This is a genomic window from Vreelandella subterranea, from assembly GCF_900111305.1.
In the GTDB taxonomy this organism is placed as follows: Bacteria; Pseudomonadota; Gammaproteobacteria; order Pseudomonadales; family Halomonadaceae; genus Vreelandella; species Vreelandella subterranea.
Map to the genome: position 1 here is coordinate 115,654 of NZ_FOGS01000011.1, position 12,389 is coordinate 128,042.

The window sequence follows — 12,389 nt, forward strand, 5'->3', positions numbered from 1 at the left end:
CCCCACCAAGCGTTCGGGCTGTTAGGATCACGACTCGTTGATCATCCGGGTTATTTGATATGAGCACGCTGCTCACACAGGCACGCATCGCCGCTTTGCAATCGTTTGTGGAACGACTCGTCGTTCGTTTAAAACCATGGAGCTGGCTATGGCCCCCTTTAGCCTTTGCGGCCGGCCTGGGCAGCTTCTTTCTTGTGGATCGCCAGCAATGGCTGGGGGCAGCGCTGGCATTGGGGCTTTTATTCGCCTGGCTGTTACTTCTCTCAGAAAGCCTGGTCGGTCGCTGGCTTGCCCGTCGAGGCTATCCTACCCTGCCCAAAGGCGTTGCCTCGTTCATCGCGCAGATGATCCACCAGGAAACGTTATTTTTCACACTGCCGTTTATTTTGATCACCACTGTCTGGAACAGCGGTCAAAGTCTGTTCACGCTTTGCGTCGTGGCCATGGCGGTGCTGTCGATTATTGACCCTTTGTATTACAAGATTGCCGGTCGCTGGCGCAGTCTCTATTTCATGTTTCATGCCCTGTGTGTGTTTTTGGTGGTGCTGGTCACGTTGCCGATCATGCTTCACCTGACCACCGGACAGAGTTTGTTGCTGGCCATTGCAACCATGCTGGTAGTGGCCATACCCAGCTTCTGGCACCTGCTGAGACAACGCTCATTCAGCGGCTGGTTTCCGTTACTCGCCATGATGTTATTAGTGGCAGGCCTGGCCTGGTTCGGGCGCGCCTGGGTACCACCAGCCAGCTTATGGATGACCGGCACGGCGCTGTCACCGGCGCTCAATATTCAGCAACGAGAACCGCGCGGCTCCATTGCATTGACCCCTCAGGCAATTAAACAAAGCGGCCTTTATGTGTATACCGCCATTAGAGCCCCCCGGGGGTTGAGTGAAACGGTTTCCCATGTATGGCATCACAATGGTGAGCAGTTGGACGTCGTCGACCTGAATATCAATGGCGGACGCGAAGAAGGTTACCGGGCCTGGAGCCACAAGCTGAATTTCCCCGAAGACCCGTCTGGCCGCTGGCGGGTGGACATCATGACGGATAGCGGCCAGCGGTTGGGCCTGATTCGGTTTACCGTCAGCGAGGATACCGACAAGGCGACGTTGGCAGATAGCGACATTCGGCCAGCGGGCTTGAGCCGGTTGAATCTTCAGCGCTTTATCGCCGGCCGTGACCGAGACGTTGACCAAAGCGACGCTGAGCAGTGATCGTGTCTTGCATTCAGCGCCTGAGATTATGACAATCCGTTTATTCACTTTGACTGGTAACTAGCAGATCATGGCATCATCAATTGGTTTTCGCATTGCTCGCCTGCCCCATCTATGGCGTTCCATATTGGATCGCCGTCTGGCGCCGCTTGGCCTTACGCAAACGCGCTGGGTGACGCTGTATCATCTGTGGCGTCTGGGCGACGGCCAGCCACAGTGTGACCTGGCCCGGGCAATTGGTGTCGAGGCTCCCTCCCTGGTTCGCACTCTCAGTCAGCTTGAAGAGCAGGGGCTGGTGGAGCGGCGGGCCTGCGATAGCGACCGTCGCAGCAAACGTATTCACCTGACGGATGCGGCCATGCCACTGCTTGAGCAGATTGACAGTGTCGCGAAGGAAGCCCGCAAGGAAATGTTCGAGGGTCTCTCGGAAGCAGACCTTGAACAACTGGGGGAATGGTTGGAACGCATTGAGCAAAACGGGCTCGCCATTCAGGCGCGCGATCTACAGGAAGCGGCTTCCTGACAGAGGCTCTTGAGGAGCGCTATCCGCCTGCCCCGACAGTTGGTCGCGTAGCTGATTAAAATCATCCAGATAGGTGTCAAAACGCGCGGCATTCTGCGACTCCCACCACCACAGGGTCAGAGAATTGGGCGTTGACTCAACCACCAGCGCATCCAGTGGCAGGCGTTCCAGCAACGCTTTCAGTGGCGTTTCAGCAGCGGCAGGGATGGGCCTGAGCGGTGCTATGCGCCAGCGCCACCCTGCATGGTAGGGTTCGAGTTCCTGGCTGGCATGCTGGTCGCGGACGAGCAAGAAATCAGGCCCTGGTTGCTGCTGGGGATAGTACCAGCGGTAAGCGGGCATGGTGCCCCTGAAACCATGAAGCGGTGGTTTTTGCTGCTTGATCGTTACCCCTTTACGGCTGGCGTGCAGGCGCATTGCCATGGTTCGCTTTTGTCGCGGGCTCGGTTTTAACCACATCACCGGCGCCAGGACAAACAGCATGATAAAGACAATAATCAACCATTCCATTTCTACATTTCCTTCAAACTGAGCCACACTTGAATGGAGAGTGCGTAAAAACCATGATCCAGGTCGTTGTTAAGATGGGGCACGCCACTTAAAGTAGAGAGCATTAGATACATAAAACTGCTTGTTACTCACTAAGGAGATAGGCCATGAGCTATCACCATATTCTGGTTGCCGTCGACTTGACCAAAGACTCTCAGAAAATTCTGGATCGGGCCATCGCGATTGCTGAGCGCAATGACCGCGCCAAGATTTCTATCATGCATACGCTTGAACCCCTGGGTTTTGCCTACGGCGGCGATATCCCGATGGATTTGACCAGCATTCAGGACCAGCTTGACGATCACGCCAAGAAACGCCTGGCCGACATAGCGTCTCCCCACATTGCCGAGGCAGATCAACACGTGGTGGTGGGTATGCCGGATACAGAAATTCATCGCTTCGCTGAAGAACACGGCGTTGACTTGATTGTCGTCGGCTCTCACGGACGTCATGGGTTTGCACTGCTGCTTGGCTCCACCTCCACCGGGGTGTTGCATGGTGCCCAATGTGATGTGCTGGCGGTTCGCGTGGGTAAAAAAGGCGAAGAAAGCGACGAATAATGCCGGGTGCGATTGAAGGTGCCGGTGATACCGGCACCTTCAACACGCTGCTTATTCACCGTTGGCCATCGCCTCCAGGGCCATCCAGCGCTCCATGGCCGCATCCAATGCTTGCTGCGTCTGCTCAAGCGCTTTCAGTTTGGCCGTCACGTCGCTCGCGTCCTGCTGATAGAATGCCGGGTCGGCGGCTTCCTGCTCCAGTGCTTCCACGTTGTTTTCCAAACGCTCTATCTCGGCGGGTAACGCATCAAGTTCACGCTGTAGCTTATAGGAAAGCTTGACCGGCTTTTGCGCCGGTGCAGCGGTTGCGCTGTGCTTTTCTTTAGTTACCGTTGCCGTCGGCTCGGCGTTCTGCCTTGCCGCCCCTTCCCAGGGAGCCGGTGGCAACTTGCCCCCTTGACGAATCCAGTCGGTATAGCCGCCGACGTATTCACGCACAACGCCTTCACCTTCGAACGCCAGCATACTGGTGACCACGTTATCCATAAAGGTCCGGTCGTGGGACACCAACAGCAGCGTTCCTTCGAAATTCAGCAGCAGCTCTTCCAGAAGCTCCAGGGTTTCCATGTCCAGGTCGTTGGTTGGCTCATCGAGCACCAGCACATTGGCGGGCTGGGTGAACAGCTTGGCCAGCAACAGGCGATTGGACTCGCCGCCCGAGAGCGCTTTTACCGGTTGGCGGACGCGGTCGGGGGTGAACAGGAAATCCTGCAGATAGCTCATCACGTGGCGGTCTTTACCACCGACACTGACTCGATCACTTCCCTGGGCAACGTTGTCGTAGACCGTTTTCTCGGGCTCGAGCCCTGCACGTAGCTGGTCGAAGTAAGCCACTTTAAGGTTGGTGCCCAACTGGACAGTGCCTTCCGTCGGCTCAATCTCGCCGAGCAATATCTTGAGCAGGGTTGTTTTACCGGCACCGTTACGCCCCAGAAAGCCAATCCGATCCCCGCGCATCACTTCAAGATTCAGATCGCGGATAATGGTGTCATCGCCGAATCGCTGACTGACGCCTTTCAGCTTGACGACGCGCTTGCCGGTGCGTTCTCCACTGTCAACCGACAGGTTAGCCGTTCCCTGACGCTCACGGCGCTGACTGCGCTCGTTGCGCATCGCCTCGAGGGCCCTCACCCGGCCTTCGTTACGCGTCCGGCGAGCCTTGATCCCCTGACGAATCCAGACTTCTTCCTGGGCCAGCTTTTTATCGAACTCGGCGTTTTCCCGGGCTTCCACTTCAAGCTCGTGCTGCTTGCGCGCCTGGTACTCAGCGTAGTTACCAGGATAGTGCCCAAGCTTGCCACGGTCCAATTCAAGGATGTTGGTCGCCAGCTTGGAAAGGAATGCCCGGTCGTGGGTAATCAGCAACACCGCGCCGTTGAATGCGAGCAGCTGCTCTTCCAGCCAGGCAATCGTATCCAGGTCCAGGTGGTTGGTCGGCTCGTCGAGGAGCAGCAGATCAGGCTGGGCAACCAGCGCCCGGGCCAGTGCGACGCGGCGCCGCCAGCCACCGGAAAGGGCACTCATCTCGGCTTCCGGAGGCAACCCCAAGCGCGTCAGCACCACGTCAATCTGCTGATGAAACGACCACCCATCAATCGCCTCCAGGCGAGTTTGCAAGGTGGCCATGCGATTCATGTCAGGGTCAGGGTCATTGATCAAATGCTGGTATTCCGACAGTAACTCTCCGGCCTCGGGCAGTCCTTGCGCCACCATGTCGAAAATCGTCATGCCGGACGAGTCGGGCAGTTCCTGGGCTAACACGCCGATTTTCAAGCCGGGTGCCCGCCAGATCGAGCCATCGTCCGGCTGGATATCGCCGGCGACCAGTTTCAGCAAGGTAGACTTACCGGTGCCGTTGCGCCCGACTAACGCCAGCCGCTCGCCTCTCTCAACCGTGAGATCGGCGCGGTCGAGCAGTACCTGGGTGCCGTAGGCAAGTTGCAGCTGTTCGAGTCGTAACAGGGTCACGCAGTGTCCTCCTTCATCATGAGGCGCACAGTGTAACGCATGCGCGGACTGGGCGGACAACGTTAATAAGGCACAATTCCCTTATGTCTCGAACCACCGATAGCCGTCAGCTGACGCCTGACGTTACAATGCGCCTTTTGCGAATTAAGGGGAGTGCCGCTTGGGAACCGCTTATATCGATGATTTTTTACCCGACGCGCTACAGTTCCGGTCCAGCGCGCCGCTGGTTGATATCGGGGCCAACCTGACCCATGAAAGCTTTGGGCGGGATCTGGAAGCCGTCATTCAACGGGCGCAGGCAGCCCATGTCACCACAATGATCGTTACCGGCACCGACATCCAGCATGCCGAGCAGGCTGTTTCACTCGCGCACCGCTTTCCCGGCCTCTACGCCACCGCCGGGATACACCCCCACGATGCAAGCCAGTGGAACAACGCCATAGCAGCTGAAATGGCCAGGCTGCATGCCAGACCGGAAGTTGTTGCCGTGGGTGAATGCGGGCTTGATTTCAATCGCAATTTCTCGACGCCCCGTGAACAGGAGCGTGCGTTTGAAGCACAGCTTGCCCTGGCGGCCGAGAGCGGTTTACCGCTGTTTGTGCATGAGCGCGACGCCGGTCAACGAATGCGCGAGATGCTGCATGCCTGGCGAGATGAGATCAGTCAGGCCGTGGTGCATTGTTTTACCGCTGACCGCGATACGCTATTTGGCTATCTCGACCTAGACTTGCATATAGGCCTGACAGGCTGGATTTGTGACGAGCGGCGCGGCCATCATTTACGCCCGTTGGTCGGTGAAATTCCACTTGACCGGCTGATGGTAGAAACCGATTGCCCCTATTTGCTGCCACGTAACCTGCCAGCAAAACTCAAGGGCCGCCGACACGAACCTGCCCTGCTGCCATGGATTGTCAGGGAAATTGCCGAGTGCCGTGGCATCAGTGAAGCTGACATGGGGGCTGCTACCACACAGACCGCCCAACGTTTTTTCCGCCTTCCCACGGAATCTTTAAAGGAGTACTAGCGTGGCCGATTATCCAGGGTTTATTGCCATTGAGACAGGCGAAGATGATGGCCTTCCCCTAGCCATTGCCTGGTCACTAACCGATGGTCGAGTTAAACAGACATTGATCCACCCTGACGATAGCTGGATCAAGGAAGACACCAATGCCATGGGTGCCTACAGCATCGAAGAGCTGGAGAGCCTGGGGGTAAGCCCCCTTGAAGTGATCCGCGAGCTTGAGAACGACCACTTTTCCGCGACGCTATATACCAGCGACAACGGCGATGATGAAGCGGCCCTTGCGCGTCTCTTCGACACCTATGGACTCGATCCTTTTGTTGAACTGGCCCCCGCATCGGTTCTTTATCCGTCCATCACGCCTGGCGAATGGCATCGCCAGCGCCGGGAAACATTCAGCGAGTTGGGACTCGAGCCAATGCGGCCCGAACATGAATTGGAAGTCATGCTGTCTTTACACCAGAGACTAACCGAAGACGATTAAGCGCTCGCCATTGAGCCCGCCCGATCCAGCACGGCATGCCCATGGGCCACGGCCTCGGTAAGCGTATCCTGGTGGCGATAGTAACGCGCCAACGCACAGGCAAAGGCGTTGGCGCGTGCTGGCAGGCCTTCTTCCTTGTAGCGGGCGGCACGCTGGGCCACTTTTTCGGCAAATGCTTCACGATCCACCGCGGCATCGCCACCCAGGTTATCAACGCTGACATGAAACTCACGCCCACACGCCTCGGCAAACAGTGATTCCAGCGCTTGCGGAGCTATCTCGGACTGCTCGAACGCGCGTTGTTGCTCAGCATCCCGGCCATCCGGCAAATACCAGTAGCCATAGTCTTCTTTTTGTCGCCGCTCGGCCCCTGCAATACACCAATGACTGATTTCGTGTAACGCACTGGCGAAAAAACCATGGGCAAAAATAATTTGATGGTAAGGCGTCTTGTCATCGGCCGGTCGATAAAGGGGTTCCTCATCACCTTTTACCAGGCGGGTTTGGTAACGCTCGAAAAAAACACCATCGAATAATGTCATCACGTCGTCGAGCGTCCATTGCGGTTGAGTGTCACGCACATTAGCCTCATCAGCAGCATAATTTTGCCCAGTATACCTGCTAACCTAACGAGCTTTGAGGGCCGTATTGCCCAGGAGTTACCCCGTGGGTCGTGTGTTGGAAAAATTCAGTCCGGTTGACTGGCTTGAAACGCGCCAACTTGTGCGTCTGGCGCTTCCCATCTGTGGTGCTCAGCTTGCCCAGGCGGGCATGAGCGTGGTCGATGTTGTCATGACAGGTCGCCATGATGCCACTGCGCTGGCTGCTGTCTCGGTGGGTTCCAGTCTATGGATGCCATTAATGCTGTTCATGACCGGCACCTTAATGGGCCTGACGCCCATTGTCGCGCACCTGCTGGGCGGGCAGCGCCAAACCGCTATTCGACCCGCAGTACATCAGGGGCTCTGGGTTGCCATCACACTGGGGCTGTTGGCGGCACTCCTGCTTTGGGTAAGCGTACTGCCCATTTTCGAGCTGATGGAAGTGCCGACGCAGGTAGCACACGCCTCCGCTGCGTATCTCGCCGCCGTCGCCTTTGGGATGCCGGGCATCGCCCTTTTCCAGGCGCTCAGGGCTTTTTCGGATGGCATGAACCATACCCGGCCTGCCCTATGGATCAGTCTGATTGGCTTGGCTGTCAACATACCTGCCAACTATCTACTGATCAACGGCGGCGACGCCCTGACCAGCCTGCTGGGGCCATGGCTACCTGATGCACTACAGCAACTGCCAGCCTTGGGCGCACTGGGCTGTGGTGTCGCCACGGCGCTGTCCATGTGGACCATGGCAATTGCGATGGCCATTTATACCCACTACACCGATCACTATCACGGCATCTCATTGTGGCAGCGGTTATCGTTTCCCAATTGGCCCGGCATTAAGGAACTCCTGGTGGTCGGTGTCCCCATTGGCGTGGCCATTTTCGTTGAGGTTACCCTGTTCACGCTGATTGCCTTATTTATCGCCAGCTTTGGCGAAGTCACCGTCGGCGCCCATCAGATTGCTCTGAGTTACACCACCATTCTGTTTATGTTGCCCATGTCGCTTAGTATGGCGCTAACCGTCCGGGTGGGGAATACGCTAGGGCAACAACGAATGTCGCATGCCCGCCGCGTAGCCTGGAACGGTATTATCATCAGCGTCATTGTTGCCGCATTGAACAGTCTGCTGCTATGGACAACGGCCGCGCCTGTGATTGCGCTCTATACGTCCAATCAAGCCATACAGTCGCTGGCACTCTCGATTATTGCTCTGGCGGCCATTTTCCAGCTCTCCGATTCGCTTCAGGTAAATCTGGCGGGCGCCCTCAGAGGCTATAAGGATACGCGGATCGTCATGGTCATTACGGTATTGTCATATTGGCTGGTGGGTCTTGGCGGGGGTCACTGGCTGGGATCGCAAGGACTGGGCAATGCCTTTGGCCCGCTGGGCGTGCATGGCTACTGGATCGGCTTGATTGCGGGCTTGAGCACTGCGGCCTTGCTTCTGGCTTGGCGGCTGCACGTTATAAGCCGACGCACCTCTGCTATCAGGAGTCAGCATGAAACGCTTTGACTGGATATGGGGTTTACCCTTGACGCTGCTCGGCTGCGCCGACCCGCATCAGGCAGAGGCCCCCTGGGAGGCTTACCACCAGCAGCTTGAAAGCGCATTGGCCGATGGGCCCATCGAGACGCGCCCACCGCCTAATATCGGTGCGTTTCCGGCTCGTGAAGCGCGCCTGTTCGACATCGCAGAAACCCGCGACTCACTGCTCAACGTCTATGCCTTGCGCGAATGCGAGATCACATCCCTCGTCGCCGCCCGCAATAACCAACTGGGCAAGGTCGCTCCACCCAGCCAGCAATGGCTTTATGAACGAACGCTGTGGCAACGTTTAACGTTATGCTGGACAAGCGATGTTCCTGACGCACTGAGTGCAGAAAACCGTGAACGACTGAATCAACTGATGCATACCAAAACAACGCAGCTGCCCTATGTCAGTTGGAATGCCATTTTTGACTCTGACGAATGGACCGACAGTTTTGCGCGGGCCAGCCACCCTCTGAAGATCGACGCCATGCCGTCGATTGAGCCCCAGCTTGAAGCCGTGCGCTACCTGCAGCAAATGGTGGAGCATCAATTCAGCCTCGCTTGGCAGCAGGACTCATCAAGACTGGAAGACCAACTTAATACGCTACGAGCACGCCCTTTGACCGCCGAGATGTTGCGCACGCTCATGCTGGCGGCTCAACGGCTTGAAGACGCCAGCAAATACCTGAATGGGCATGCCAGACCAGACGAAACCTGCCTCCCTCGATGGAACAAGCAACATCTGGCCGACCTGTCTGACGTGGCCAGGCGATGGTTGACCGCGGTCAATGGCGTGATCGACCTCCACCCCATCGCCGCGCCAGAGGCAATACAGGCTTACCAGTCCAGTTGGTTATCACTGCAGGCGCCCGATACACCCTGGCAACGCTATCAGGCCGCCATCAAATCCCATGAGCGCGCAAGGGCTCAATTTTCTAATTGCGCGTCTAATTAAAACGTCGTTTACCCTTAACCTTCGCGCCAACCTGTGCTATTGGTGAAGTATGCGGCGAACAGATGCATGTCTGGTTTGCCAATGTCGTGGCCACGCAGTACGAAGGAGGGACTCTATGGGCGCACCCCTGTCACCCCGCTCTGCCCAGGTCATCGACCTGGATTCTGTACGTCAGCGTCAACTGGCGCAAAAGACCCTTGTGCGTCTAGCGCCAGAGCTGGATGGGTTGGAAATGGTATATCAGTTGGCGTCGGATCCGGACAGCTATTATGGAATGCCTCTGCTTGCCTGGGGCCTCAGGGAAGACGGCAATGTCGTTGGTTTAGTCCCGTGGATGGAGCAGCTAACCGACTGCCATGAACTTCACCGCCATGAAGATGGGCGATTCATTGGCTATCGCGACCCCGAAACGGAAGAAATCTTCACCTCCCCGCCAGACCACAAAGCCGATGAGCTTGCCTCCGCCGCGGAGTATTTCGAGTACGAACCTTCGGGTGATATCACCCTTATCCAGCAATTGCCCGATACGTTGGGCACCCATGCCTTATGCATGAACCAGCCCGATAGTCCCTGGCACATGAAGCCCGTCTACGGCTGGCGACTTTATAGCGACGGCAGCATTGATGCTCTGCTTGCTGATGAAGATAAAGCAACAATGACACCCATCTTATTGGGGGATGACTGCCTTTACAGCGCAAAGTCGATGCATCAAAGTGTCTACTTTTTTCAGCGCCATATTGCCAATCGCATTCTTGAGGAAGACCCCGCGACACTTGACGCACTGGCCATGGTCGTGTTGCCACAAAAATAATAGGGGCACGGGTTATCAAAATAACCCGCGAGACCCCGCATCGGCTATGCCAAGCGTATAAAGTACCAGTACTTGTCAGAATCTGAAGTTTGCAGCAATAGCTCATGGCCTAGAAATTGGCAGAACTTAGGTACATCACGGGTGGTTGCTGGATCTGTTGCAATGACCTTCAATACATCGCCAGAGGCCATATCGCGGACTTTATTGTGCATCAGCATAATCGGCTCAGGGCAATAAAGGCCACTGGTATCCAATAGCGCATCGTGATGTGGCGCATCCTTTATAATGTCAGACATCGATACCCTCGGAGTTGAGACTTAATCTATGATCAAAATCATCATTGAACGGCGTATTATGCCCGGCCTTGAAGAAGAGTATGAACAAGCCGCCCGCGAGGCCATGCGGGCTTCATTGGGCGTTCGCGGCTTTGTCGGCGGCGAAAGTCTTGTTGAGCTTGGCCATACGGACCGTCGTTTAATGATTACCAAATGGCGCGACCTGCGTGCCTGGAATGAATGGCATAGCAGTGAAGCGCGTGCCAACGCGATGCAGCAAATTCTACCGCTTCTGACAGAAGATGAAACAATTCGAATTTATGAAGCCAGTCGCTAAGTCAACAGGCCCCAATCAGCTTGGCGTCAATGCTTCAGCCTTACGTGCACTGTCACTTCTTCGCGGTCATGGTAAAGGTGACGGCACGCAATATCTGCCGATACGTTTGCCTGGGATAATGAACTCTCCAACATCGCCAGGCAGCGTGATACTTCCTCCCAGCGCTTCTTCATTGGCAGCTTGAGGTTAAAGATGGCCTCGCGGCACCATTTCCGCGTTAACCAGCGCTCCACCATTGCCAGGACGCGTACCGGTTTATCAACAATATCGCATACCAGCCAATCCAGACGCTGCGGCGGCTCCCAGGTAAAACCATCTTCCTTAAGGTGATCAATCTGCCCTGTCGCCATCAATTGTTTATCCATGGGCCCATTATCGATGGCATAAACGTACATGCCCCGTTGAACGAGCTGCCATGTCCACCCACCTGGCGCCGCGCCCAAATCCGCTGCCTGCATATTGTCCGCCAGGCGGTCATCCCACTGCTCACGCGGTATGAACTCATGCCACGCTTCTTCCAACTTTAATGTGGAACGGCTGGGCGCACGCGAAGGTGAGCGGAGACGACGAATACCATTGATCAGCTCGCTTCTGTTACCTGGAAAGCTCATTCCCAGCTGTACCCTATCACCCGCTGTCCAGAATATATGTAGCCGCCGGGCACCGGCTTTCCGCCTTAACGCCCCGCGTTTTTTCAACATACTTTCCAGCGGCCTGGTCAGCGCCTTGATCAGACCGGCCAGCGCTTTACCATCGTTGGTATCCGGCGTTTCGTGCCAGATCTCTTCAAAACTCCAGCGGCTGGCTTTTATCTGTTCCAAGATCGGCGTCAAACGATCATCACGGGATAGTGTCAGTGTCGGCAGTGCCGCCAGGCTCTGCCGCGCAAAAATCAACTTGTTAAACGCGGCCTGGCGATGCAGGTCGTTGATCGGCTCACCATCGGCGTGGGTTAAACTTACCCATCCTTCACCATAGGACGGTACACAGTTAACCTCATTCAAGGCGGCGTGATGCTGCAGTTCTGACAGTGCATCATACTCGAACCCAGGACGGCAATAGACTAACCATGACGTAGGTACCGTTTCACTCACCACTTCACCTCAAATTTTTACCCATCACAAACGGTATCAGCCGCTGGTTGATTTTATCGACGCGCATCATAGCACTTATAAGGCTCGATTTATTTTGTTCGTCCCACAACAAAAAACCCCAGCTTCTTTCGAAGCTGGGGTACGGTATAGGTGCCTGACGATGACCTACTCTCGCATGGGGAGACCCCACACTACCATCGGCGCGAAGCGGTTTCACTGCTGAGTTCGGCAAGGGATCAGGTGGTTCACGCTTGCTATGGTCGTCAGGCGTAACTTTAAATGCATACCATGCTGACTGTTTACAACGTGTTTCGTGTCGTCTCTCACTGACTGATACTCATCAGCTCAGTGCGTATCCGGCTTCATCGTTATCATCACGACCAGACCCCTTGGGTGTTATAGGGTCAAGCCTCACGGGCCATTAGTACACGTTAGCTCAACGCCTTGCAGCGCGTCCACACC

General features: G+C 56.0%; 14 protein-coding genes, 1 rRNA gene and 2 pseudogenes. 9 read left to right on the forward strand and 8 right to left on the reverse strand.

Annotated features, from left to right (window positions below):
- Window positions 1–59: 59 nt before the first annotated feature.
- Together BMX75_RS15215 and slyA are read left to right on the forward strand one after the other, a co-directional pair.
- Complete coding sequence (locus BMX75_RS15215) at window positions 60–1,217, forward strand: DUF5924 family protein (protein WP_092829359.1); 1,158 nt, start codon at window positions 60–62, stop codon at window positions 1,215–1,217.
- A 70-nt stretch (window positions 1,218–1,287) separates the two neighbouring features.
- Entirely contained in the window at window positions 1,288–1,740 is a 453-nt protein-coding gene (slyA, locus tag BMX75_RS15220; RefSeq protein WP_092829361.1) for a transcriptional regulator SlyA, read from the forward strand.
- On the opposite strand, the gene BMX75_RS15225 is transcribed toward slyA, so the two are convergent.
- Window positions 1,720–2,250, reverse strand: a complete 531-nt coding sequence (locus tag BMX75_RS15225) for a preprotein translocase subunit YajC (protein ID WP_092829363.1) — start codon at window positions 2,248–2,250, stop codon at window positions 1,720–1,722. The two genes, slyA and BMX75_RS15225, sit on opposite strands and share 21 nt — an antisense overlap.
- Before the next feature lie 146 nt (window positions 2,251–2,396).
- Here BMX75_RS15225 and BMX75_RS15230 point away from each other — a divergent pair, with 146 nt between their 5' ends.
- Entirely contained in the window at window positions 2,397–2,849 is a 453-nt protein-coding gene (locus BMX75_RS15230) for a universal stress protein (RefSeq protein WP_066317422.1), read from the forward strand.
- 51 nt (window positions 2,850–2,900) lie between these two features.
- Here the strand turns inward: BMX75_RS15230 and BMX75_RS18430 are convergent, their stop codons facing one another.
- From BMX75_RS18430 to BMX75_RS18440, 3 genes and pseudogenes are all read right to left on the reverse strand, one after another.
- Entirely contained in the window at window positions 2,901–3,416 is a 516-nt protein-coding gene (locus tag BMX75_RS18430; protein ID WP_422822077.1) for an ATP-binding cassette domain-containing protein, read from the reverse strand.
- Between the two features lie 69 nt (window positions 3,417–3,485).
- Window positions 3,486–3,800 (reverse strand): annotated as a pseudogene (locus tag BMX75_RS18435) (ATP-binding cassette domain-containing protein); the annotation flags it as partial.
- 150 nt (window positions 3,801–3,950) lie between these two features.
- Window positions 3,951–4,817, reverse strand: a pseudogene (locus BMX75_RS18440) (ABC-F family ATP-binding cassette domain-containing protein); the annotation flags it as partial.
- Between the two features lie 160 nt (window positions 4,818–4,977).
- On the opposite strand from BMX75_RS18440, the gene BMX75_RS15240 reads away from it, so the two are divergent.
- On the forward strand, window positions 4,978–5,841 hold the full coding sequence (locus tag BMX75_RS15240; RefSeq protein WP_092829367.1) for a TatD family hydrolase: 864 nt from the start codon (window positions 4,978–4,980) through the stop codon (window positions 5,839–5,841).
- Window position 5,842: 1 nt separating this feature from the next.
- The gene (locus BMX75_RS15245; RefSeq protein WP_066317435.1) at window positions 5,843–6,322 is read left to right on the forward strand and encodes a hypothetical protein; all 480 of its coding nucleotides are present in this window, start codon (window positions 5,843–5,845) and stop codon (window positions 6,320–6,322) included.
- Here the strand turns inward: BMX75_RS15245 and BMX75_RS15250 are convergent.
- The gene (locus BMX75_RS15250; protein ID WP_092829394.1) at window positions 6,319–6,864 is read right to left on the reverse strand and encodes an elongation factor P hydroxylase; all 546 of its coding nucleotides are present in this window, start codon (window positions 6,862–6,864) and stop codon (window positions 6,319–6,321) included. The two genes, BMX75_RS15245 and BMX75_RS15250, sit on opposite strands and share 4 nt — an antisense overlap.
- Before the next feature lie 124 nt (window positions 6,865–6,988).
- Here BMX75_RS15250 and BMX75_RS15255 point away from each other — a divergent pair, with 124 nt between their 5' ends.
- From BMX75_RS15255 to BMX75_RS15265, 3 genes are all read left to right on the forward strand, one after another.
- On the forward strand, window positions 6,989–8,437 hold the full coding sequence (locus tag BMX75_RS15255; protein WP_092829369.1) for an MATE family efflux transporter: 1,449 nt from the start codon (window positions 6,989–6,991) through the stop codon (window positions 8,435–8,437).
- The gene (locus BMX75_RS15260; RefSeq protein ID WP_092829371.1) at window positions 8,424–9,410 is read left to right on the forward strand and encodes a DUF3080 family protein; all 987 of its coding nucleotides are present in this window, start codon (window positions 8,424–8,426) and stop codon (window positions 9,408–9,410) included. Before BMX75_RS15255 ends, BMX75_RS15260 begins: the two co-directional genes overlap by 14 nt.
- A 115-nt stretch (window positions 9,411–9,525) precedes the next feature.
- Window positions 9,526–10,221, forward strand: a complete 696-nt coding sequence (locus tag BMX75_RS15265; protein WP_092829373.1) for a hypothetical protein — start codon at window positions 9,526–9,528, stop codon at window positions 10,219–10,221.
- Window positions 10,222–10,265: 44 nt separating this feature from the next.
- On the opposite strand, the gene tusA is transcribed toward BMX75_RS15265, so the two are convergent.
- Window positions 10,266–10,517, reverse strand: a complete 252-nt coding sequence (gene tusA / locus BMX75_RS15270; RefSeq protein WP_092829375.1) for a sulfurtransferase TusA — start codon at window positions 10,515–10,517, stop codon at window positions 10,266–10,268.
- A 28-nt stretch (window positions 10,518–10,545) separates the two neighbouring features.
- Between tusA and BMX75_RS15275 the strand changes: the two genes are divergently transcribed.
- Entirely contained in the window at window positions 10,546–10,833 is a 288-nt protein-coding gene (locus tag BMX75_RS15275; protein WP_092829377.1) for an antibiotic biosynthesis monooxygenase family protein, read from the forward strand.
- Window positions 10,834–10,859: 26 nt separating this feature from the next.
- On the opposite strand, the gene rlmM is transcribed toward BMX75_RS15275, so the two are convergent.
- The gene (rlmM, locus tag BMX75_RS15280) at window positions 10,860–11,930 is read right to left on the reverse strand and encodes a 23S rRNA (cytidine(2498)-2'-O)-methyltransferase RlmM (protein ID WP_175474754.1); all 1,071 of its coding nucleotides are present in this window, start codon (window positions 11,928–11,930) and stop codon (window positions 10,860–10,862) included.
- A 149-nt stretch (window positions 11,931–12,079) separates the two neighbouring features.
- Window positions 12,080–12,195, reverse strand: a 5S ribosomal RNA gene (rrf, locus tag BMX75_RS15285).
- Window positions 12,196–12,389: the final 194 nt, after the last annotated feature.